Consider the following 23634-nt stretch of genomic DNA (forward strand, 5'->3'; position numbering starts at 1 on the left):
AATCTCCGTGGAGCCGGTTGAGGAAGCAGCCAGCTATCGCTCGCTTCTACGAAACGGGGCGGCGTACCCGCTTGACGGTGGGCGGCTCGGACGACCCGTTATCAGCCAACCGGTTGCGCTCATTGGTCCGATACTCTGTCGGTGACATTTGCAGGTGCTGGCGGAACAGCTTGGCCAGTCGGTCGCCACTACCCAGACCCGTACGACGGGCGATCTTGTCGGCGGGCAGGTCGGTATCGACCAGCATGTGGCAGGCCTTTTCGAGGCGGACCCGCAGGACGAACTCCGTCGGCGTCACGCCGATCTCCTGTTTGAAGCGGCGCAGGAAATTGCGTTCGCTCATTGCCACAGCCTGAGCGGCATCCGCAATCGATATACGGCTCTCGCTGCTGACCCGCAACTGATACGCTGACGTGCGAATCAGGTCACTGGCGCGCGCCTCGCGGGAATTGAATACCGAGTGGGTGAACTGTTTCGGCGTGACGGGCAGGAGGTCGTGCGCGACCTGGCTGGCCGTCTCGTAGCCACAATCACGTTTGACGACGGACAACGCGCTGGTTAGCGCGACACTAGCGTCGGCGTCGATGCCGGCGGTTCTGGTTGCGGACAGCGCACTTGCGGTCATGGCACCACCTGCCATCTCAGTCACTGCAACATCCTTGGGTTCGAGTCGAGCCATTTCGAGAACGCCATTACCTCCGCCGATCCCCTGCACCACCTCCGCATGCGGATAGGCGTGACGTAACCACGAGATCAGCCGTTCGTCGCTTTCGACGGGTGCGCTCACGGCTCCGAGCGCAAACAGCGCATGAACATCTTTCGCATAGTGGGCGTCGACCGCGTCGGTCCAGATCAGCACGCCCGAGGACGAGCGTATGGCTCCGCCGCTGGCGGACACGAGACGCAGGTCGTAGTAGTTGTGTAGCGCGTTGTCCGGATGACGCAAACGGTTGGCGAGACTGAATGTCTCCGCCAGGCGCCCCATGTGAATGAGCGAAAAACCTTCGAACAGGAGAATCACAACCTGTCTGCGGCGGCGCGCCAACCCCACGCTCCCGCCCATCATGAGATGAATTGTTTTCCTCGTTATATCAGTCGCACATTCCATACCGCTGGCCCCCGGCACTATTAGCGAAAATGAGTTTTCTGCAGCGCATCATATTCGCGGGGGTGCTCCGATCAGACAGGGGCGTCCGATTCAACCATGCTCTTGGCGGATTTGATCAAGAACATCCAGGCAGGTAATTTTTTGACACGAAATGCATCGATTTGCCGCTGACGAACGCCAAGAAATTCATATTGGCTTCATATCCGGCAATTGAATATTTGGCGCGCGGTATCGGCGCGAAAGAGGGCGCCGTGTCGCGATAGTCCGCGTCTGGAGCCTCATTGCCAGCTGACTCAAATGCGGTCAAATCATGGCGAAATGACGATATATCAGGGTGGTGTGGCGAGTGTGGGTGGTTAACTGAGTTATACACATTGCATCATTTCGGTCGCTATAGCAGGTTCAGCCAGCTCTTTTTTCTATGTGAAAAGTTCGCGATGTGAAAAAAGCAGTGGTGAATTAATGCTCGCTATTGCGCTAATTGCAGTTCGCCACTAAGACCCGAAAGGAAAAAATAGACCCGAAAACATTGGCATCAGTTGCTGACTATTTTGGGTGTAATTTGTCGGGTGCGCTCCCATGACGGGTGTCGATCCGTATCGCTTGTGCCGGCCGTATCGATGCATCGGATTGCCTGGTGGCTGGCTAAGGGCACTGCACCGTCGCAGGGCTATCGGCAATCGAAACAGAAGCGGCGGGCGTCGGTGGAAGCAGCCCGGAATGAGCTCGGCCGCTTCTCCGCAAGGCGGATCACCGTGCGCAGGTATTCGCTTTCAGGGGAGCGCCACGCTGCGCGCTCAGCTCAGGCTACTCGGAGAGGCTTCTTTGCTCAGCCGGTAATCGGTGGGTGTGGTCGCCAGATACTTTCTGAAAAGCTTAGCCAACTGACCGCCGCTGCCAATTCCGCAGCGCCGTGCGATTTTGTCGATGGGCAAACGCGATTCAATGAGCATCTGACAACTCAGGTTCAGACGCGCGCGAAGCAGATAGTCGGAGGGCGTCATACCGATCTCGTTCTTGAAGCGCCGCAAGAAGTTGCGCTCGCTCATGGCTGCGAGACGCGCCGCGTCGTCGATTGAGATGGGACGATCGACGTTTGCCTCCAGCCACCGGGCCGACGCCATGATCTTCTCGCTAACCTGCGGCGCCCCGCTGCGGGCGACGGAAGAGCTGAAAGGAGTCTTATGCGGCGGCGCGACGGACTCGGCAACCTGACGCGCCAGTTCAGGCCCGAGGTCTTCTTCAACGATGTGCAGTGCCGTGCGCACGGCCGCGGGCGTGTCGCCTTGCGACCGTGCCGGACCTCGGTCGCACGCTTCGGAGCCGCTGCGCAGCAGCGGGCAATAGCGGCTTGGAAGCCCAGCCGCCTCCAGAAGCAGCCGGCCCTCAGCGATTGGGTGAACGATTTCGCTGAACGGATGCCTGTGGCGTAGCCAATTGCGCAGGCGCTCATCGCAGCGTGCCTCTTGCGCGCCCGCGCCGCCTGCGATGAACATCAGATGCGTGTCGCTCGTGCCTTTGTGTGAATCGACGCTGTCCGTCCAGACGAACACCGACGACGAGCTCGCAATGCGGCCACCCGCAGCCGAAAGCAGCGAGACGTCGTAGCGCGCGCGGCCCGATCGTTGCGACGCGGCGAGCGCGTTCGCCTTATGGAATATTTCGATGAGCGCTGCGACCTTGGGCAGCGCAAAACCATTGAACAGCACTATGTCGACGTGAGTCGTCGCGTTCACTTGCGCCGGCACCGCACTTTGCCGCGAGCTGAGCGGCGGAATATGTACCAGCCCCATTGGTTCTTTACCCCGGAATGTTGTGGCCTGTAAAGCCTCTCTCAAGACCCTGTAATTCTTTTGTCGAGGCCTGTTATGCAAATGATACAGGCGCCATTATTATAGGCTGAATTAGTCAAGACATTGGCAGTGGAGACATTGAGTGGGTATGGGAGCACCGAGTTGGGGCACGCGTTTAAACGGAAAAAAATTCGAATACGTCGAGACGATATCCTGGATAGACTGAGACGGAATGTATAGGGAATCTTCAAAAATGATTTATACCAGACACGAGAAAAAGCCCTATTCGAGGTGTTGGTACCCGTGCAGCGCGCGCTTGGGTAATGCCCGGTAAGTATTCTATCTCGCTGTAATTCCGAATCCCGTCTCACGCAATAACAGAATGAGGAATCTGTCTTTGTCTGCGGCTTCGACGCGCGTCACCAGGCCTGCGGAAAAAGCGTTGTCATGGCGTAACGATTCTGAATTGGACGAGGTTTGCATTCTTCATCCTCGTTTGAGACCGGTGCGCAGAACGCCATTGACGCGAGGAAACCTATGGCCGGTAGCAATTCGTCAAGCGCGGTCGAAACGGTGGTGCCTCTTCGGACAGAATGTTTCCGATAGCCGCCGCTCGGAGGAAGATCGAGCCGGGATTGATAGAATCGCACCGGCCGTGCACACGGCGTCATCCTGATTTCGATTTGCTGTTGCGCAGCGATTGTCTGACTCCAATTGATCCGGAACATTCGGGGTAGGGCTTTCCAGAGTCATTTTTGAAGGATGACGCCCGTATCATGTGGACGCGCCACGCGGTGCGTTCGCCGCACGGGGCTGGTTGCGGCCGTCAGATTCAAGCAGGATTGTGTCAAGGCCAGTCATACATTAAGCAAACGATTGCGCGAGGGCCTAAATAAGTCGGCCGCGCAGCCGATAACCCGTTCATGCACAAACAACACATTAAGACAATCGTTGATGCCGCCAGCGAAACCGCCGATAGCATCGTCGGCGCGCGGCAGTGGAGAACGGCCGAAGATGCGAGCGCGATGCACGATGTGATCTTCTGGGACATGATCGCCAAGCAATTACCCAATGTGAGCATTGCCGATCTGCTTTCAATCCTGAATTAGACGCAAAGCGCGGGTTGTGGCCGGGCATTCCGCGGTGGATTGAGCAGTGACATAAGACGGTTCGATAAAAGAGACGAAAATGTTCGTTCCGGTTCACTGTTTTCCGATTGGCGGATCACTTGCACAGTGAGCCGCTATTTTCGCTTCAAATTAGAACGCACAAGATACCGACGAGACGTTTTGCCATTCGGACACGCGGTTGGCCCCATAGCGGGGCGGCGAAATCGCGCGACTACCCATCGTTGAGTCCCATCACTGAAAAAATTTTGACGACCGCTCCTTGCCTGGGTGGGCGTCCTCCTTGTTGTTGATTAAAGACTTGCACGGCGCGCATCATCTCGTCCCAGGAAAGTTTTCGATAGGCGCAAATGTTGTACGTGATGCCGTGTTGCTGGTCTTTGACAAAATTATCAACGCTCGGTAGCTGCATGGTTTCCTCGAATGCGGCGCGCGATTTTTTGTCCGCCGGGGCGGACATTTCTCAACCACGGCGATGGTCAGCAGACTCTCTGCAAGACCTCGGCCCGCGGACGCCGCTCACTAAGACACAGCCGGTGGTTCTCTCAGGTCCTGAATGACCAGCGACGCAGACAGAAATACGTCTTCAATCGCTGCAGCGTACTCGCCCGCCGAATCGCGACTCTGTTCGTCCATCGGATGGAACGTGGCGCTGCGTCGGATTGCACGTCGCATACGCTCCAGTTCGTTGATTGTGGGAGATGTCTTGGCGAGCAGCGCTGCGATTAGCGTCTGATACGCGAGAAGTTGCATCCGCAGCTGTTGAATGTCTTCCATCAGTGACTCTTTCATAAAAGTGAAGCGTTCTGGAACAGGGCGGTCATGTCCCGGGATTGCGGACACTCCTCTTTTAGTGCCTGCTGTGTGGTGAGTCGGTACACATGTATTGGATTCAGGCTGCGTGCATCAATAAGTTGACTCTTCCCGCTGCGAGCTCACGAGCGATCCTAAGCAACCGTGTGAGACAGACCCAGAATGACGGTTAGTGAACCTGTTTTATCGTAATCGAAGAGCCGTGACTTCACTCGCAGAACGCCATCGAATCCCAGTTCGTCGACCTTCATTGTTACGTTGTCGCCGACAAGGGGAAGTTGGTGTGCTGCCCGTGTACCGGTAGTACGGTATGTACCAAAGCCACCGGTGTACTCATACACGTAAGTTACTTTCTCATCCATGTGCACCCCGCTCGTGTGGATCAGCAGTTCTATTCGCTAGAAGTCTCGCACAACTGCGGGCGATTTCGCTTGATCACTTCGGGTAGCCTCGAAGGGGGTTGCGATCACATCGATACGATTCGTGGGGCGCTGCGAAAAGATGGGAAGCCTTGTCTATAAAGACGAAGGCGGGAATGACCGTTTCATATGGCATGGCGATTTGACTTGATGGGTAATTGGCTCAGGTCCAAAACACCTCATGGCGTGGCGGATGCGGCCATGCTTTTGGCAGTTCTTCCCAACAAATACCGCGGTCTGGTCAATTGCCGGTCGGCTACGGCGAGGGAATATTGGTATCGAAAGTGGCAATCAAAGACTCTGATACATACGGGCCGATGTGCGGTTGCCCTGCAACTGGCGAGAGAATGGAAGTATCGACGAAAAAGAACCTGCCGCCCGAGGGAGCGGCAGGTTGTAAGATCGAGGGGTGGGGTTTGCTTGAGAGAAGCCCCCTCGAAAGACCGGCTTTGAGTTTAATCGCCCGAGGGCGGCAGCGGACTCAGGCGGCGGATTGGATCAAGTTGTTGACTGAACAGGACGTGAAAATAGCGGGCCGGTGCAAATTACGGGCGCGAGTGAGAATATGACCGGCCGTTCGAACCCGTGGTCCAGTCGCAGTTGACGTAGACGGAGCCCGCCCGACGCAACATCCCCCCACAAAAGCATAAAGTTATCCCCCACTCTGCCGTTAGAGCAGAGGGGACTACGCGCCGCCGAACTAACGCGGCGCGGCTCGCGGAAGCCAAGCCCCGGATGCAAAAAAACAGTCGCATAAGACTGATATGAAAAAGAGAGAGGGCCGATGACTGGTGTCTACAATCCCTTACTGGTCTGCCTGTCGCTGGTGGTCGCATTCCTCGCGTCCTACACGGCGGTGGAGCTGTCCGGTGGCCTGAACGCGCTCGCGAGCGCGAAACGGCGGCCGCTATGGCTCGTCGGCGGCGCGGTATCGATGGGCGTCGGCATCTGGTCGATGCATTTCATCGGCATGCTCGCGTTCTCGCTGCCGATTCCGATTGGCTACGATTTTTTCATTACCGCGGCGTCGCTGTTCCTCGCGATCAGCGTGTCGTTGATCGCGCTCGCCACCGCGAGCCGTGGCGCGCTGTCGCACAGGCGCCTCTGCATCGCCGGGACGATCATGGGCTTCGGCGTGGCGGGGATGCACTTTACCGGCATGTACGCAATGCAGATGTCGCCGGGAATCGAATACACGATCTGGAAAGTCGGGCTTTCCGTGGGCGTGGCGATCGCCGCGTCGATAGCGGCGCTCTGGCTCGCCTTCACGCTGCGTGCATCGGACGCCGGGAACCTCGTCGTCAAGCGGCTAGGCGCGGCCTTCATCATGGCCATCGCGATTACCGGCATGCACTATTTCGGCATGAGCGCGGCCAATTTCGCCGCCGGCAGCCTGTGTCTCTCCGGTGAGAAGTTCGACGCGAACTGGCTGGCGCTCGTCGTCACGGCGACGTCGTTCACCGTGCTGGTCGGCACGCTCGCATTGTTCGGTTTCCATACGAGCAGCCTGTCTCTTTCTCTGAAGCGCGCGAACCGGCAACTGCATTATCTCGGCACGCACGATGCGCTGACGAACCTCCCCAACCGTCAGCAACTCGCCTTGCGCATTGCGCAGGCGGTCGCCGAATGCGCGCGCAGAGAATCAATGTTCGCCGTGCTCTTCATCGACCTCGACGGCTTCAAGTCGATCAACGATTCACTCGGCCACGGCGTTGGCGACGACTTGCTCCAGGTGTGCGCCGAGCGTCTGCGTCAGGACTTGCGCCATACCGACATGGTCGCGCGGCTCGGCGGAGATGAATTCGTGATCGTGGTGGAGAACGTGGCCGATGCGTCGTCAGCGGCGGCAGTCGCCAATGGCGTGCTGCGGCGGCTCGCCCAGGAGATCGTCGTCGACGGACTGCCGCTGCGCGTGAGCGCGAGCATCGGTATCGCGTTCTATCCTTGCGACGGCGGCAATGCCGACGAGCTGCTCCATAGCGCGGACGCCGCGATGTACGCTGCCAAGCAAAGCGGACGCAACACGTTCCGCGTGTTCGATCCGCAGATGAACCACACCGCGCTCAAGTCGCTGATCCTGCAACGCGATCTGAATCGCGCGTTGAGCGACGGCGAACTCAGCGTGTCGTTCCAGCCGAAGTTCAGCGTTGCCTCCCAATCGGTGACGGGCGTCGAGGCGCTGATCCGCTGGCGTCATCCGGAGCTCGGCGAAATTGCTCCGCTCGAATTCATCCCGCTCGCGGAACGCTCGGGTCTCATCGTCGAGATCGGCGACTGGGTGCTGCGTGAGGTCTGCCGCAACATCGCGCTGTGGGATGCGCAAGGGCTGCCTGCGATTGCCGTGGCGGTAAATCTTTCGCCGATCCAGTTCAACGTGCCGGACCTGGTGGCGCGTATCGACGCGCTACTCGACGTTGCCGGCGTCGATCCTTGTCGCGTGATGTTCGAGATCACGGAAACCACGGCGATGCAGAGCATCGAGAAAACGAGCCGGACGATCGAAGCGCTGCAAGCGCGCGGCTATACCGTGGCCATCGACGACTTCGGCACGGGATACTCGAGCCTCGGCTACCTACAGCGGTTCAGGTTCGACCAGATCAAGATCGACGGCTCGTTCATGCGCGACCTCGACTCCGCCGGTCACCGCGGCAGCGCTTTGCTGTCCGCCGTCGTGACGCTCGCGCGCGCCTTGCAGATCGAGGTCGTGGCGGAAGGCGTCGAGACGGAGTCGCAGTTCCGCACGCTCAGCGAACTTGCCTGCGATCAGATGCAGGGTTTCCTGTTGAGCCGGCCGTTGCCCGCCGCTGAGTTTCTCGCGTTCCTGCGCGGCGCCGCAGGCCGGGTTGTCGCTCCCGGAAGCGCCTGCGCCGCGTCCGCGGGATGAAGGCGGATGCCGGTCCATTGTCGGAGACCGGGCCGGACGACCGATTCGCGGGGCCGCCAATCGCTGCGTTCCCCGAATACCGGGACACCCTGATTCCCGCCGGAACTACCCTCCAACGCCACCACCGGCGCGCCGGCCCTTCCCGACACCCCAACACCCCCAACCCCATTGGCAACACGCCAAAGCGGGACTTTTTTCATGAATTGCGGTGGACGCGTTAATGTACCAGCGCCGCGAGGCCGGGTATCTGGCGTCCCAGATACTCGCCGCCATAGGCGCAAAACGTACTTCTACCCACCGCGTTAATTTTTTTCATGGATTCTTTATGCTTATTAAAAACGTAGCAGTCAGCTTGCCCTCCAGGATCGTTACGAACGAGGAAGTGATCGATATGATTCGATTCCATTCCAAAGAGTACGAGGGCGACATCGACAGGGGGATGCGCACCATCAAGACGTTGCTCGATAGAAGCGGACTGGTTAACCGGCGCTGGTGTGAAAGCCATGAGTCGCCTATCGATCATGTCGCGATGGCGACGCGCAAGGCGCTATCGGAAACATATCTGAAGCCCGAACATATCGAGCTGTTTATTTATGTCGGCATTGGAAGAGGGTTCCTCGAACCCGGCAACAGCCACATGATGGCCAGCACGCTTGGCTTCGTCAATGCGGAATGTTTCGATGTGGTCGACGCCTGCATGAGCTGGACCCGAGCCATGGCGATTATCGACAGCCTTTTCAAGTCGGGCCAGTACAGAAACGCTATGATTGTGAATGCCGAGTTCAATATGCTTGCAGGCGGTCCACTCTATCCGGGGAATTTTGCGTTGAAGAACCAGGCTCAGATTGAATACACTTTGCCGTCGTTCACGATAGGCGAGGCGGCGACCGCTACCTTGCTCGTCGCAAAAGAGCCGGATAACTTCAGCTTCGCTTTCCGCGCGAAGCCGGAAGTGTCGGACCTGTGCACCATCCCGATTCCCGGCTACGAAGGGTATTGCCACCCGACCGAGCGGATCGGGAAAAACGGCGACATGCGTTTCACATCATTCGGCCATGAGCTTCACAAGAATTCGGACGAACTGTCCGCGGTATTGACTAAACTGCCTGTTCCGAAGAAAGACATCGACATCGTCTTCACCCACGCATCCTCCAAGGCGGCGTGGCAGGGTTATGGCGCCAAGGTCGGAATCGACGACAAGATGTATCACATCTATCCGGAAACCGGAAACCTCGTGTCGGCTTCGATCCCGGCTGCGATTTCACTGGCAAAGGACGACGGGCAGTTGAAGAGAGGCGACCGGGTGCTGTGCTGGGTCGGCAGTGCCGGCATGTCATTCAACGTCAGCAGCTTCAAATTCTGAGGCTGGATAGATAAACATAAAGCACGACATGAGAGCCATTTCAGGGAGCATCCGTTACCTCAACCGAGTGGTTTACGACTCGGCCAAGGTGTCGGACTATAGCGTGTTGGCTGTTGGCGTAATCGGTACGATCGGACATCCGCTGTACTGGCTGTGGTGGACGTACATCGATCCTCAACCCAACGAAAGCCTGCAAATGCGCGCTTTCGGCACAGCCGCCTGTGCGCTGCTGCTTTTGCGCCGTTTCTGGCCCACTTCGGCCGTGCGCTTCCTGCCGTGGTATTACTTCGTAACGGTAGCCTATACGCTACCGTTCTTTTTCACTTATTACCTGATTGCCGGTCACTATTCGATGCTCTGGTCAATGGCCGAGCTGGGCATGGTGTTTTTCCTGATCGCCATATTTCCGTCTTTCGTTGCGTTGGCACTCAATCTGATTCTGGGTATCGGCCTTGCCGTCCTGTGTGCCAGGATCGTGATTCCGCAATCCCTCCACGTGGATGGGCAGCTATTTCTCTACACGTATCTGCCAGTTTTTACATTCGGCATTTTCGCGGGCCTTACGTTCAGTTACAGCAACCTGAAGGGCATCGTCGCGCAGGCAAAAAATGTCGCGTTTCGCGCGCTCGCCGGCTCGATCGCTCATGAAATGCGCAATCCTCTCAGCCAACTGAGGCACGTACTGGATCGCATGGAAGAGGCGCTGCCCGCGGTGACGGATGCCAACCCGCCGCCGGCTTTGTCGCATGACAGGGCGGCGTTGCTTTATCGGCATCTCGCCCACGGCCAATTGTCGATTGATAGGGGCCTGCGCATTATTGCCATGACGCTGGACGAAGTCAGTGCGAAACCCATCCGCTCGGATCACTTCACCTATCTGAGCGCGGCGGCCACCACGCGTAAAGCGCTGGACGAATACGGCTTCGGCGATCAGAAGGAGCGCGCCAAAGTTCGACTTGCGGTGCTGGAAGATTTCATCTTCAAGGTCGACGAAACCGTCTATCTGTTCACGCTATTCAATCTGATCAAGAACGCACTCCATCACATTGCCACGCATCCTTTGGCGACGCTTACGCTTACAGTCGACCGCCAAACGGTGCTGGTTCATGACACCGGCCCCGGCATTGCGCCCGACCTCCTGCCGCATCTGTTCGAGCCTTTCCGTACCGCGGGCAATTCGGCGGGTACGGGGCTCGGCCTTGCCTATTGCCAGCGCGCGATGCGCGCCTTCGGCGGCACGATTGCCTGCCGCTCGGAAGTCGGGAAATTTACTCAGTTCACGCTGCAATTCCCCGTCGTCTCCAGCAGAGAAGTTGGAGAGCATGAGCAGAAGATTTTCGAGCGCGCCACGCCGTTTTTCACCGGCAAACGCGTTCTCGTCGTGGACGACGATGCTACTCAGCGGGCGCGAAGCCGCCGTGCGTTGTCGAAGGTGGGTGCGGACGTGAGCGAAGCGGAAAACGGCGAGGTGGCGTTGAGCGCGCTTCGGCTGTCAGCGCCGTACGACCTCGTGCTGATGGACATCAATATGCCGGTCATGGACGGCTACACCACCGCCGAGAAGATCCGCGCCGACCATCAAGACCCGAACTGGAACGTGCTGATCGCCGCCTATACGGCGGAGCCGGCCAATGTGACGCGTGTGCTCGCCCGCCGCGCCGGCATGGACGACATGATCAGCAAATCCGCCAGCGCGGTGGAACTGATCACCGCGCTTCAGACGCTCTTCGAAAGCGGCAATCGGCATGTTCACAGCCATCCGTTCGACGGGTTTGCCGGCAAAACGATTCTGGTGGCGGACGACGACACCTACAGCAGGCGGATTGCCAAAGGTTATCTGGAGCGATGCGGCGCACGCGTCGTCGAGGCCGAGCATGGACCGGACGTGCTGGCGAGGTTGGAGGAGAAGGGCCCCATCGATGCCATCGTGATGGACATGAACATGCCAGGAATGGGCGGCGTGGAAACGACTGCGTCGATTCGCGCCCGTGCTGATTCATATGCCCAGGTCCCCGTCATTGCATTGACCGGGCAATCCGATATGAAAGCCGTGCAGGCCTGTCTCGCTGCGGGCATGAACGAGGTCATGATCAAGCCCGTGCAGATCGGCGCTCTCTATGCTTCCCTTGCAAGACAGTTTGCCCAGCAACGTGCGTCGCATGCGCCGATCAAAGCTGAGCCGGTACAAAGGCCCGCCGTGCAAGCGGGCAGGCCTGCGCCGATCAAGGAAGGCCCCCTGCTCGACGAGAAACACCTCGAAGAACTGGTGGCGCTCGATTTGCTGGACCAGACGTTCCTCAACGGCATCGAGCAGATTCGCTCGACCGTGGCGCAACTCGCCGCCAGCGTGGCGGCCCGCGACCTCGAATCGACGCACGGAGCCTTACACGTCCTTCTTGGCATCAGCGGCAATATCGGCGCGAAGGCGCTGCATCAGTTCGTGCGGCAGATCTATCCGCGCGTGGTGGAAGGCGAATGGCCCGCCGAGGCCGACTGGCTGGCGCGAATCTGCTCGTTGAGCGACGACTCGGCGCCTGCCTTACAGACCTATTTCGCTTTGGCCAAAGCGCGTGGCGATCATGGGGACGCGCTGAGCGATTGATGGGCGTCGAAGTGCTCGTGTTGCGCATTGAAGCGGCATTACCGCGAACATTTTCCGCGTCGCAAGACAGCGCTTGCAACCTGCAAGATGTCATGCAATGGTCGAGCACGGCCGCCGGTGCCGTTCGAACAGTTCTCCCATGAACAATGGCAGGAACTGATGAAGACCGACGTCGACAGCGTGTTCCTAGTGGACAAGCGGTGGCGCGGCATATGATCGAGCGGCAACGCGGGAGGATCATCAACATCTGTTCGGTGCAAAGCGAGGTGGGCCGTCCCAACATTGCCGCTTACACCGCGAGCAAGGGTGCCGTGAAGATGCTGACGAAGGGCATGGCGATCGACTGGGGCCAGCACGGCATCCAGGTCAATGGCCTCGGGCCGGGCTACTTCATGACCGAATTGACCGAGGCGCTCGTCAAGGACGAGACCTTCAGCAAGTGGCTGATCGGACGCACGCCGTCGCGGCGTTGGGGCGATGTGGAAGATCTCGTCGGTGCCGCGGTCTTCCTGGCGAGCAGCGCTTCGAACTTCGTCAATGGCAACATTCTCTACGTGGATGGCGGTGTGACCGCCACGCTGTAATCCGTCGATAAAGCGCCGCCGCGGAACTATCTCGCAGCCGGTCCCGTCGAGTGCCTGAGTTGGAAGAGGGCATGCACCTCTTGTCCGTGCTGCGGACGCTTGCCGTCGAGTGTGTCGAGCAGATATTGCGCGGCGAGTCGCCCGATTTCGTAGGTGTCGATGCGCATCGTGGTCAGCGCGGGGCGAATCTCCTGCGCCATCTCCAGATCGTCGAAGCCGGTGACGGACAATTCGCCGGGAATCGCGATGCCCAGTTCTTCCGCCTCGCGCAGCACGCCCAGCGCGATATGGTCGTTGCCGCAGATGATCGCGGTGGGACGCTCGCCCGGCGCCTGCCAGATCGTGCGCAGGCTGCGCCGCCCGAATCCCATGGTCGATTCGCCTTCGAACATATGTTCCGGCCGCACGGCGAGGCCGCGCCGTTCGAGCGTCGCGCGAATGCCCGCGACGCGTGCCTGCACGCGGTCGTTATCGCGCGTCGGCTGGATGCAGACCGCGAACGAGCGGTGCCCGAGGCCGATCAGATGTTCGGTGATCTCCGCATAGGCCGCGTGATTGTCGAAGCCGATGCAGGTGTGCGGACTGTCTTTGCGATACGCGTACGTGACGGCATACGGCACGCGGTAGAGCCGCAACGCATCGAACAGTTCGGGCGGATGAGCTTCGCCCACCACTGCCATCGCTTCCACGCCGCGCGCCAGCATCGCGCGCACCTGCGTGAGCGCCTGCGCGGGATCGTAGTTCGAACAGCCGAGCACCAGTGTGATGCCGCGCGCCGCGAACGCCGCCTGCATCCCGCTCACCTGTGAAGCGAACACGCGATCATCCAGTGTCGGAATGATGATGCCGGCAATGTGGCTGCGCGTGGAGGCGAGGGCGCGGCCCGCCGCATTCGGAAACCAGTTGAGTGTGAGCGCGGCATGCTCGACGCGCTCACGCACGTTCGCGGAGACCTTGTCCGGCTCGTTGTAGACCCGTGATACGGTCGCCGTGGAGACACCCGCGAGCTTGGCGACATCGGAAAGCACGCTGCGGCCCGTGCTGCGGCGAGCGCGGTTCGTCGGGGTGCGGGCGGCGGCCGGCGGGTCGAGGGAGTCAGGCATCAGGTTGGAAAGCGCACAGTGAATCGGGGAACGCCCGCCATCTTACCGCCGCCCGCGCGCGCGGGAAGCTTGAGCGCGCGTGACAGTTTCAGCGGACGTTGCTGTGATCCGGAAATCCTCCCGGCAAACGCTAGCGAACGGAGCGGCTTGCGCCGAGTGCCGCGATACGGCCACGAAAATGCTCAGTGCCGGCGACGATCTTGTCGAGCACCGCGTCGAGCGCCCAGAAACGTTCACGCACGTCGTAGTCGATCACGCGGCAGCGAATCGAACTGAATGTGCCGATCCGTTGATGGTAAATCTTCGCGAGCGCCGGATAGCCGAGCGATTCGGAGACGGCGGCGAGCACGAGGAACGTGGCGAGTTCCTCTGCGAGAGCCGGGTCTTGCGCCGCATCGTTGCGCAGCCACTTGTACAGATCCGGGTGGAAGTTCGTGAACACGCCGTTGAAGCCGGCGGAACCCGCCTTCATCGCGTCCCACGCAATGGCCGCGTTGGCGTTGAGGATTTTCAGCGGCGAACCGTCGGCGAGCGCGACGCGCCGTTTGACCGTGGCGAGATCGCAGCTTACGTCCTTCAGCATGATGAAGCGGCCGGTGTCGATACACAGCTTCAATTCGTCGTCGGAGAGAAGGCGGCGGTAGGGCGCGGGGCATTCGTACAAACCGAGCGGAATGTCGGACGGCAGGCGCGCGAGGAGTCGTTTGAGATTCGCCGCGAACGTCTCCGTGCCCTGCTGCTTCGGGTCGAGCCGGTTCGTCACCAGCACGACGCCTTGCGCGCCCGTGGCCGCGGCCACGTTGAGTTCTTCTGCCTGCGCCTCGGGGTCGTCGCTGATATGGCCGGAGACGACGACCGGAATGCGGCCCGCCACCTTGTCGACGACGAAGCGTCCCAGCGCGCCACGCTCGGCGAGCGTCAGGAACTGCATTTCACTCGACTGCGCGACGGCAAAGAGCGCGTTCGATCCATGCGCGATATACCACTCGATCAGGCGTTCGAGTCCGGCGTAGTCGATTGCGCCGGCCTCGTCGAACGGCGTCAGCATTACGGGGACGATGCCTTCGATCGACGTGGCGGCTTGTTTGGAAGTGGTCATGCTCGTGATCTCCCGGAGAGGGTTCGTTGAGTCGGGGCGGCGCGCGCGTTCACGCAGGCGCTCGCACGGGTTCGGTTGGCGCGGACGGGTCTTCGATCGGCTTGCGCACCAGCAGGAGGTAGCTCATCGCGCCAATGAACGCGATGCCGGCGGCCGTCAGCAGCGCCGGGACGAACGACCAGCTCTGCGCGATGTAGCCCGTCAGGATCGGGGCGAGGGCGCCGCCCAGAAAACCGCCGAAGTTCTGAATAGCGCCGAGCGAGCCGACGCGGTTCGGCGGCGCGGCGGCGGTAGCGAGCGCCCATGAACTGGCGGAAGCGGCATTCGCCAGAAAGATCACCACCGAGATGCACACGATCGCGATCGTGTTGCTCTCGACGAGCGCCGCCGGAATCGTGAAGGCGACCATGCCGAGCATCGCGATCACCACCGCATTGCGGCGGCTCGCGACCGGGCTCGTGCTGCGGCTCGTGATGAGATCGGAAAACCAGCCGGCCGTCAGCGAGCCCAGGAAGCCGCAGAAGAACGGAATCGATGCCGCGACGCCCGTATGCATCAGGCTCATGTGACGTTCCATCGTCAGATAGCCGGGCAGCCACGTGAGGTACACCCAGTTCAAATAGACCGAGCCGAAGAAGCCGATCAGCATGCCCCACGTCGTGCCGTGCGAAAACAGCGAGCGCCATTCGGCGAAGGTGACCGTGGGTGCCGGCTTGCGGTCGGTTTCGTCGCCTTCGAGATAGTGCCGCTCGGCTTCGGTCATGGTGGCCTTGACGGGGTCGCGGTACACCGCGAGCCACACCAGCGCCACGACGAGGCCGACCACGCCCGTCACGATGAATGCCCAGCGCCAGTGAAACTGCACGACGAGAACCGACAGGCAGAGTGGCGCGAGCGCCGTGCCGAGTGGCGACGCCGAGTTGAAAATGCCGGTCGGCTTGCCGCGCGCGCGCAGCGGAAACCAGTTGCTGACCACACGGGCCGCCGACGGAAACTGCGGCGCTTCGCCGATGCCCAGCACGATCCGCGCGAGGATGAACCAGCCGAAGGTCGAGACGAATCCGCCCGCCGCCTGCGCGAGCGACCAGACGATCAGGCCGATGCCCAACAACTTGCGCGGCCCGATCCGGTCGACGAGGCCGCCTACCGGCAACTGGAAGAGCGCGTAGCTCCACGAGAACGCCGAGAGCAGCAGCCCCATCTGTCCGAGCGACAGCCCGAGATCATGGCGGATCAACGGATTGGCGACCGCGAGCGTGCCGCGGTCCAGATAGTTGACGATGCCGCTCACCATCAGCAGCGTGAGCGCCACGATCTGGGCGCGGCGGATTCTCGGTGGCGCCTGCTCGAGGCCCGGTGTTGCACTCATGATCGTTGTCTCCGTTTCATGTCTTCGGTTGCTGTGAGCAAGCCGCGCCGATGCGATGCCGGACGGCCGGAAATTGCGCTTCCGCCGTCGGCGAAGGCGTCGTTCAGTGGTATATGTTAGCGCTTACATTCTGAGATGCTTTTGAGCTGTTCATCGGATTCTCTTGGCAATTTCACTTCAGTAATCTAAATGATAGCGCTTACATTTTGAGCTTCATTTCGAGGAGATTGCAAGCGCTAACGCTGTTTTGGAGGGTAAACCCCCAGCCACTTGCGGACGAATGCCATCTTGTCGAAGGCGCAAACGCGGCTGGCCGCCACTTCGCCTGGAGCCAGGCCGAATATGTCGCGGAAGCTGGGCGGCGAGATCTCGGTGGTCAGCGCGACGGGCAGCGGCACATCGATCGCCGTGCGCATTCCGGTCGACGACGCTTCGTAGCAGCCGAGAACCCGATCGAATCGTCAAGACGATTTTCGCAAGCGGGCGACAATCGCGTTGATCTGCATGTCGAAGTGTTCGAACCATGAGCGCGCCACTTCCAACTGCGCGTCGACTTCCTGAAAGTGGGCCTCGTGTACTTCGACAGCGCGCCCGGCAGCGGCAATCGCTTCAGGAGTGGTCTGCGAGCGAAACGCGTGCGCCGCGAGCGACTCGATCTCGCCACGGTTACTCTGATCCATGAGTTCAGTGAGCAGCGCCTGCAACATCTGCAATTGACTCTGCCAGTCACTCTCCGCCCGATACAGCGCCTCTATAAAAGGTCCGGCATCGTCCGCTAAAGAGACGTTTGCGGCGGCGGACGTGCCCTGCCGCAGGTGATCCAGCACCGCGAGACAACCCTCCGCGCGGCGGGCCAATTCCTTCGCTTTGTCATGCGCTTCGGCCATGCGCGTCGTGAGCGCCGTGGCGCGATCGCAAAGCCGCGCCTGTAGGACGAACGTTTGCGGCTTCACCGGTTAGTGTCCATGTGCAGGCGTTCGTGGGTTGCGATGAATGATCTTGAGCCTGACGATGTGGACGAATTTGCTCACTTCCTTTCCTTAGGGCCGCTTGCGTTTGAAATGGAGTTGCGTCGCGGGACTGGCGCCGCCTTTCCATGTATACGGCGACGCCGCAGACGGCTTGATGTCAGGATTTCCTGATTTTGGCCCAGGCATTTCCCTTTCAACCGCGTGGCGCGCCGCGGACTGCGTCAGCTTATCCAGTACTCGTCTGGAATCCTGCGGTCCGGTTCGGAGAGGAAGGGATTGTCGAGCGTGAAGGTCAGCCGGGACGCGATCCTGGCGCGTGACAGCGCGTCCTGAACGTAGTGATGGGAGTTGAACAATCTCATGTAGCTGCCATTGCGATACGCAGCGATGAACCCGTCTTCGATCGTCTCCGCCAGTGCTTCGTGGCCCGAGGCGACATAGAAAATGAAATCCGATCGATACTTCAGCAGGAGCCTGTTCTCGACGACGAGATCCGGCTCCTGCTGCTGGCGTCCATCGATCTCAGTAAATGCTTCAACTAAGCCGCGTGGAAAATAGTCGATCCGGCCGCCTTGGGTCATCTCGAACAGCGTGTCATAGGTCGAGGTCTGGATGTTCAGGCCGGCTGCTCTCAGGACCTCCGTATCGATCCACCCAATTCCTTGCCCGCCAATGAACGCCTTCAGATCGGAGAAGCGTTCGACCTTGTCGAAATCGGCTTGCCGATCCTTTCGGATGACGAACACCCGGTGCCCGATCAGTCCACGATGTATCGGAATCCGCACTACATTCCTGCCACGTTCCGCTCGTGCCTCCATGCTCGTCCAATGCAGATTGATCATATTGTTAGTGCCGGCCAGTTCCGCCAGCGCGCGACCCCGCTCCATTTCGATGTCGGCTGAGCGCAATGTGTACGAGGCGTTGGCCGTTTTCATGGCCAGATCGAGAACCGCGAGCGCAAACGCGGCGTGCACGTCGCGGGCAGGCCGAATGCGGGGATAGACGATGTCGAAGTGAACGGGAGGGTCGGCAGGTGCGGCACGCGCGCGAAGCGTGACGCTCGCCGCGCTCAGCGCTGCCAGTACAAAGCGCCTGCGATGCATGAATGGATAGTTTCTCGAAACAGGAGTGGCGCGCTCGACCGGGCGCTCGTCCGCGCAGATTGTCGCCTGATCGGTTTTTCATCGTGCCACGTCCGGACCGTGCTGACAAACCGCGTAATCCCTTTGTCAGGAAGTCAGCTATGCTGTCTTCGCACCGGCCGAAATACCGATGCGCAGGCGTTAAGGATTTCCTGACGGCAGATTCAGCAGATCGGAAGTGCATTTTTCCGGGCTTCCTGACTGTGTGACTCACTAGGCCTCCCTAGGATGTTTTATCGAAATCGTCTATATCAGCGGACCCGTTATGAACGGTCATTCAGAAAGCCGCGAAGTCGCGGTTGAGTTCCTCAACACCACATGCGAGCGCCTGTTCGACATCTGGTGCGAAAGCAGAAGCGTCATACCGCTCAGCTATCTGTTGCACTGCTGGCCGTTACCGGATTGGGGATACGCGTCCGTGAAGCGACTATCGGACGGAATGCGCGAACTGAGGATGTCGAACCCCGACGCCCTCGGCGGCCGCGTCCGGCCGATCCTCGGCGAGCTGACGTCATGCATCGATGAGATTCTGTTGTATCCGCGGATCTGCCTGCCACGGGCGATCACCGATTCGCCGTCTGTCGAACCGATCATGTACGTCATGTAGATTCTCGTCAGATTAATCAGGGCGCGTTTCACCCGGAATGAGCGCCGGCGCAGACCAGGAAATGAGAGTGACTGGCTGGCCGGGGCAGGCAAACATTAAATCGCCACCCTGCCGACGCGGCGGCCGATTGGTCTGGGCCGCGCAGCGGCAACGAGTGCAGAATAGACGAAACAAGAACCGTAGCACTCGCGGGGATGTATGAAGCACAACCTGTTCGATGCATGGTGGAGTTTGATCGGCGGCTTCAGGAGTAGCCTTGTGTCGCGGCTTCTCGTGACGGTGCTGCTCGTCAGCTGCGTAGTCACTGTGTTGTTGACCGGGTTACAGCTTTACCGCGACTACTACCGCGGCGTAGAGCAGATTGAAAATCGCCTTGTGGACATTGATCGCAGCAGTCGCGACAGTCTCGCGGAAGCGCTCTGGCGCCTCGACGGCGCCCAACTGCAACTGGAGTTGAACGGCATTCTGCGTCTCGCGGACATTCGCGCCGTGGAAATCCGCGAGGCGGGGAAAGACGGTCAATCGGCCTACCTGAGCGCGGGTCAGCGCTCAGCCGGTCCCGTGATTGCCCGCGAGTTTCCGCTCCTCTATAACGTGCAGGGCAAGGACCGCGAGATCGGCAAGCTGTACGTCGAGGCGACGCTGCTCGACCTTTACCATGAGCTGATGCGAACCGCTGCGATGATTCTCGTCACTCAGGCCGCCAACACTTTTCTCGTTTCGCTGTTCATCGTCTACATCTTGTCCCGTCTTGTGATGCGGCACGTCGCGGCCATCGCGCGCACGGTGGAGGATTACGATTTCCGTGAACCGCCCCAGCCGTTCAGTCTCCAGCGACGCAAACGGCGCGATCCGGATGAACTGGACCGCGTGGCGGCCGCATTCAATGCAATGGGCGCGCGGCTGTACTGCGCGTATCGCGACGAGCAAGACACGGCGGCTGAACGCGAAGCACGCAATCTGGCGGAAGCGGCCAACCGGGCCAAAGGCGAATTCCTGGCGAATATGAGTCATGAACTGCGGACGCCGTTAAATGGCATTCTCGGCTACGCCCAGATCCTCGAGCGCGATGCCACGCTGAGCGAGCGGCAGCGCGAACGCGTGGCGGCCATCCGCAATAGTGGCGAACATCTGCTGACGTTGATCGAAGACACGCTCGATTTCGCGAGGATCGAAGCGGGCAAGCTGCGCGTCGAAATCGGTGACGTGCCGCTGGCAGGGTTTGTCGATGTCATTCGGGACATCATCGATGTGAAAGCGGAGCAGAAGCGCCTCGACTTCATCTGCGAAATCGCCGGGGATGCGCCCGTCGGCGTGCGTGCCGATGAGCGACGGTTACGGCAGGTCATGCTCAACCTGCTTGCCAACGCCGTGAAGTTTACCGATTCGGGTTGCGTCAGCTTGCATATCTCGAGGTCCGAGTCGAACCGCGTCCGTTTCGAAGTGCGCGACACGGGCATCGGCATTGGTCACGATCAGTTGAATACGATCTTCGAGCCGTTCGAGCAACTGGGCGCGGCCGAGCGGCGAGCAGGCGGCGCCGGCCTCGGCCTGGCCATCAGCCGCGAGTTCGTGCGCGCGATGGGCGGCGAGATCGAGGTGGAAAGCGAAATCGGACGAGGGAGTACTTTCCGCTTCGAACTGCCGGCAGCGACCGTGACGCCGGTGTTGCGCAAGGCGACGGGCCCTGCGCCGCTCCCGTTCACGGCGACGGGTTATGAGGGGCCGCGCAGGAAGGTGCTGGTCGTCGATGACGTCGAGGTCAATCGCGCGATCGTTGTGGATCTGCTAGGCCGTCTCGGCTTCGATACCGTCGAGGCGGAAAACGGTCGCGACGGGCTCGAGAAGGCGCAGCGCGAGCGACCGGCGCTGATTCTCACGGACATCGTAATGCCCGAAATGGACGGCTTCGAACTGACACGCAACCTGCGCCAATTGCAGGCGTTCGCCGATGTTCCGATCGTTGCCATGTCCGCCAGCCCATCCGGAGTCAACAAGGCGAGGAGCATTGAAGCGGGGGTGAACGCATTCCTGTCCAAACCGGTCGACCTCGAAGCGCTGCTGGCCCAGATCGCTACACTGCTTGGGCTGAAATGGACCCATGCATCGCCGCCGTCCAATCGCACTGCTACACCCGAAATCAGTCTCGCGGCCGTGCCTCGGCAACAGATGGAAGAACTGCATCATCTTGCCCGCCTTGGCGATATGCATGAAATCATCGCGTGGGCCGAGAGCGTGGCGGCCCGCGATTCGCGTTATCGCTCGTTCACGGCGCAACTCTGCGCGCTCGCTCGCGACTATCAGTCGAAAGCCATACTCCATCTCGTCGAGCGGCATCTGAATGTCGAGCCCAAGTCATGAACGAGCCCAACGTGGAGGCCGGCGAACGGCCGACGATCCTCATTGCGGACGACACGCCGGCGAATTTCGGCGTGGTCGTGGAGAGTTTGACGGACCGCGGCTTTCGGGTACTCGTTGCGCTCGACGGCGAAGAGGCGCTCGAACGCGCGCTGTTTTCCCAGCCCGACCTGATCCTGCTCGATGTGAAGATGCCTGGCATCGACGGCTTCGAGACCTGCCGGCGACTCAAGGCGGACGCGCGCACACGCGACATCGCGGTGATTTTCATGACGTCGTTGACGGGCGCGGAAGACATGGTCGAGGGTTTCTCGGCTGGCGGCGTCGATTACGTGGCGAAGCCGGTCCGCGTCAATGAAATGATGGCGCGCATCGAGACCCATCTCGCCTTGCGCGTGATGCACCGGCAGCTTGTCGTGCAGAACCGCCAGCTCCTGAACGAGGTGGCGGTGCGCCACCAGGCCGAGGCCGAATTGTCGCGCGCGCGCGATGCACTGGAGCAGCAGGTCGAGCAGCGCACGCGGCAACTCGCGGAGTCGAATGCGAGGCTTTCCGCTCAGGTCGACGAGCGCCGCCGGGCGGAAGCGAAATTGCAGGCGAGCGAAGCGCGTTTTCGCACGATTGTCGAAACCAGCCCGATTCCGCTGTGCATCACGTCGATGCCCGAAGGCGTGATCCTGTACGCGAATGAACCGCTGCGAGAACTGTTCGGTATCGATACGGGCATCGGCACGCTGACCAACATCGTCGATTTCTATGTGGATCCCGGCGACCGTGACCGGCTCGTGTCGCATCTGCGCACGGAGGGCAGTTTCAACAATAGCGAAGTCCAGATGCGGCGCATGAACGGCTCGGCGTTCTGGGCCATGGCGACCGCGCGCGTGGCGACGTTCGGCGACGCGCCGGCGATCTACGTGGGTCTGAGCGATATTACGTCGCGCAAGCGTATCGAACAGGAGCTGTTCGAATCGCGCAATCAATTGCGCGAGTTGTCCGCTTATATGGAGGCGATTCGCGAGGAAGAGCGCAAGCGCATCGCCATGGAGATTCACGATGAACTCGGCCAATTGCTGACCGCCCTGAAGATGGACGTCTCGCTGCTGAAAATGCGCCTCGGCAAAGATCCGGACGCCATGCGCAAAGCCGAGGACATGCGGGAACTCGTCGAAAAGACGATCTGGATGGTCCGCAATGTGGCGAACCATTTGCGGCCGGTGGCGCTGAACTTCGGGGTCGTGTCGGCGCTGGAGTGGCTCGTGGAGGACTTCATGCGACGCCACGGCATTCCTTGCCAGTTGCATATCAACGGCGGCGAACCGGTGCTGCCGGAGGCTTGTGCCACAGCCGTATTTCGTATCGTTCAGGCTTCGCTAACCAATGTCGGGCGCCACGCGCACGCGACGCGGGCCGACGTGACGCTGACCAGCACGGCGGCGGCGCTCGAACTCCACGTGAGTGACGACGGCTGCGGTTTTGATCCCAACATGGCGCGCACGGGTTACTCCTACGGACTGCTCGGCATGCAGGAGCGCGCCCGCCTGATCGGCGGCGCGATGACTATCGACAGTGCGCAGAGCATGGGCACCGCCATCTCCATTCACATTCCGCTTACAGGCGGGGCAGAAAATGATCGACGTCCTGATTGCTGATGACCACGCCGTGGTGCGTGGCGGCCTGAAACAGATTATCGCGACGACCACGGATATCGTCGTCGCCGCCGAGGCCGCGCAGGGTTCGGAAGTGCTCGATCGGCTGCGCGCGAGGCGGTTCGATCTCGTGCTGCTGGACATGACGATGCCCGGCATCAGCGGAGTCGATCTGATCCGGCGCGTACGTGCCGAGCAGCCGCCTTTGCCGATTCTCGTGCTCAGCATCCACAACGAGGCGCAGGTCGTGTCGCGCGCGTTGCGCGCCGGCGCGACGGGTTATGTGACGAAAGACAGCGATCCCGACGTGCTGCTCGCGGCGATCCGTAAACTGGCGGCAGGCGGGCGGTTCATCGACCCGAAACTGGTCGACGCGATGGTCTTCGAAACGCATTCCGGCGACGCGCCACCGCACGAGGTGTTGTCCGACCGTGAATTTCAGGTATTGCGGATGCTGGCCGCCGGTCAAAGCATCAACGAGATTGCCGAGTCGTGTTCGCTCAGCGCCAAGACCATCAGCACCCATAAGATGCGTCTCATGCAAAAACTCGGCCTGAACAACAACGCCGAGTTGATCCGATATGCGATCAGACACGGTCTGGTAACCGAGTGACGGAGCCGTTAGGGAAATCCTGAGGCTCGAAGC

Annotated in this window: 18 protein-coding genes and 1 pseudogene; 9 read left to right on the forward strand and 10 right to left on the reverse strand. The window is 60.4% G+C overall.

Annotation, left to right across the window (positions count from 1 at the left end):
• Window positions 1–46: 46 nt before the first annotated feature.
• Window positions 47–1021 carry a GlxA family transcriptional regulator gene (locus ACQKRQ_RS32050; protein WP_427481457.1) on the reverse strand — a complete coding sequence of 325 codons (975 nt, stop codon included), beginning with the start codon at window positions 1019–1021 and terminating at the stop codon, window positions 47–49.
• Window positions 1022–1905: 884 nt separating this feature from the next.
• Entirely contained in the window at window positions 1906–2901 is a 996-nt protein-coding gene (locus tag ACQKRQ_RS32055; RefSeq protein ID WP_132381543.1) for a GlxA family transcriptional regulator, read from the reverse strand.
• A 923-nt stretch (window positions 2902–3824) separates the two neighbouring features.
• Here ACQKRQ_RS32055 and ACQKRQ_RS32060 point away from each other — a divergent pair.
• Complete coding sequence (locus ACQKRQ_RS32060; RefSeq protein WP_132381545.1) at window positions 3825–4010, forward strand: hypothetical protein; 186 nt, start codon at window positions 3825–3827, stop codon at window positions 4008–4010.
• 232 nt (window positions 4011–4242) lie between these two features.
• Here ACQKRQ_RS32060 and ACQKRQ_RS32065 read toward each other — a convergent pair whose 3' ends face one another.
• The 3 genes from ACQKRQ_RS32065 to ACQKRQ_RS32075 all read right to left on the reverse strand — a co-directional run bounded on the left by ACQKRQ_RS32065 (window position 4243) and on the right by ACQKRQ_RS32075 (window position 5203).
• On the reverse strand, window positions 4243–4488 hold the full coding sequence (locus tag ACQKRQ_RS32065; protein ID WP_243658501.1) for a hypothetical protein: 246 nt from the start codon (window positions 4486–4488) through the stop codon (window positions 4243–4245).
• A 62-nt stretch (window positions 4489–4550) separates the two neighbouring features.
• Complete coding sequence (locus ACQKRQ_RS32070; RefSeq protein ID WP_132381546.1) at window positions 4551–4805, reverse strand: hypothetical protein; 255 nt, start codon at window positions 4803–4805, stop codon at window positions 4551–4553.
• A 170-nt stretch (window positions 4806–4975) separates the two neighbouring features.
• Window positions 4976–5203, reverse strand: a complete 228-nt coding sequence (locus tag ACQKRQ_RS32075) for a hypothetical protein (RefSeq protein WP_408182040.1) — start codon at window positions 5201–5203, stop codon at window positions 4976–4978.
• Window positions 5204–6044: 841 nt separating this feature from the next.
• On the opposite strand from ACQKRQ_RS32075, the gene ACQKRQ_RS32080 reads away from it, so the two are divergent.
• From ACQKRQ_RS32080 to ACQKRQ_RS32095, 4 genes and pseudogenes are all read left to right on the forward strand, one after another.
• Window positions 6045–8144: a putative bifunctional diguanylate cyclase/phosphodiesterase gene (locus ACQKRQ_RS32080; RefSeq protein WP_427481458.1), complete on the forward strand. Its 2100-nt coding sequence runs from the start codon at window positions 6045–6047 to the stop codon at window positions 8142–8144.
• Window positions 8145–8364: 220 nt separating this feature from the next.
• Entirely contained in the window at window positions 8365–9507 is a 1143-nt protein-coding gene (locus ACQKRQ_RS32085; protein WP_243658503.1) for a 3-oxoacyl-[acyl-carrier-protein] synthase III C-terminal domain-containing protein, read from the forward strand.
• 28 nt (window positions 9508–9535) lie between these two features.
• Window positions 9536–12109 carry an ATP-binding response regulator gene (locus ACQKRQ_RS32090; protein WP_427481459.1) on the forward strand — a complete coding sequence of 858 codons (2574 nt, stop codon included), beginning with the start codon at window positions 9536–9538 and terminating at the stop codon, window positions 12107–12109.
• Window positions 12110–12229: 120 nt separating this feature from the next.
• Window positions 12230–12693, forward strand: a pseudogene (locus tag ACQKRQ_RS32095) (SDR family oxidoreductase); the annotation flags it as partial.
• Between the two features lie 26 nt (window positions 12694–12719).
• Here ACQKRQ_RS32095 and ACQKRQ_RS32100 read toward each other — a convergent pair.
• The 5 genes from ACQKRQ_RS32100 to ACQKRQ_RS32120 form a co-directional block, all read right to left on the reverse strand.
• Complete coding sequence (locus tag ACQKRQ_RS32100) at window positions 12720–13796, reverse strand: LacI family DNA-binding transcriptional regulator (RefSeq protein WP_427481460.1); 1077 nt, start codon at window positions 13794–13796, stop codon at window positions 12720–12722.
• Window positions 13797–13926: 130 nt separating this feature from the next.
• Complete coding sequence (locus ACQKRQ_RS32105) at window positions 13927–14895, reverse strand: dihydrodipicolinate synthase family protein (RefSeq protein ID WP_427481461.1); 969 nt, start codon at window positions 14893–14895, stop codon at window positions 13927–13929.
• A gap of 49 nt (window positions 14896–14944) precedes the next feature.
• A complete protein-coding gene (locus ACQKRQ_RS32110) occupies window positions 14945–16264 on the reverse strand; it encodes an MFS transporter (protein ID WP_427481462.1) in 1320 nt (439 codons plus the stop codon).
• A gap of 461 nt (window positions 16265–16725) precedes the next feature.
• On the reverse strand, window positions 16726–17217 hold the full coding sequence (locus ACQKRQ_RS32115; RefSeq protein WP_427481463.1) for a hypothetical protein: 492 nt from the start codon (window positions 17215–17217) through the stop codon (window positions 16726–16728).
• A 239-nt stretch (window positions 17218–17456) separates the two neighbouring features.
• On the reverse strand, window positions 17457–18338 hold the full coding sequence (locus ACQKRQ_RS32120; RefSeq protein WP_427481464.1) for a hypothetical protein: 882 nt from the start codon (window positions 18336–18338) through the stop codon (window positions 17457–17459).
• Between the two features lie 304 nt (window positions 18339–18642).
• Between ACQKRQ_RS32120 and ACQKRQ_RS32125 the strand changes: the two genes are divergently transcribed.
• The 4 genes from ACQKRQ_RS32125 (at window position 18643) to ACQKRQ_RS32140 (ending at window position 23601) form a co-directional block, all read left to right on the forward strand.
• Window positions 18643–18984: a hypothetical protein gene (locus ACQKRQ_RS32125; protein WP_132381553.1), complete on the forward strand. Its 342-nt coding sequence runs from the start codon at window positions 18643–18645 to the stop codon at window positions 18982–18984.
• A gap of 198 nt (window positions 18985–19182) precedes the next feature.
• Complete coding sequence (locus ACQKRQ_RS32130) at window positions 19183–21345, forward strand: ATP-binding protein (protein ID WP_427481465.1); 2163 nt, start codon at window positions 19183–19185, stop codon at window positions 21343–21345.
• Complete coding sequence (locus tag ACQKRQ_RS32135) at window positions 21342–22991, forward strand: response regulator (RefSeq protein WP_408292194.1); 1650 nt, start codon at window positions 21342–21344, stop codon at window positions 22989–22991. Before ACQKRQ_RS32130 ends, ACQKRQ_RS32135 begins: the two co-directional genes overlap by 4 nt.
• Complete coding sequence (locus tag ACQKRQ_RS32140; RefSeq protein ID WP_132381558.1) at window positions 22969–23601, forward strand: response regulator; 633 nt, start codon at window positions 22969–22971, stop codon at window positions 23599–23601. Before ACQKRQ_RS32135 ends, ACQKRQ_RS32140 begins: the two co-directional genes overlap by 23 nt.
• The last annotated feature ends 33 nt before the right edge of the window (window positions 23602–23634 follow it).

Source organism: Paraburkholderia sp. NPDC080076 (genome assembly GCF_050281145.1).
GTDB lineage: Bacteria > Pseudomonadota > Gammaproteobacteria > Burkholderiales > Burkholderiaceae > Paraburkholderia.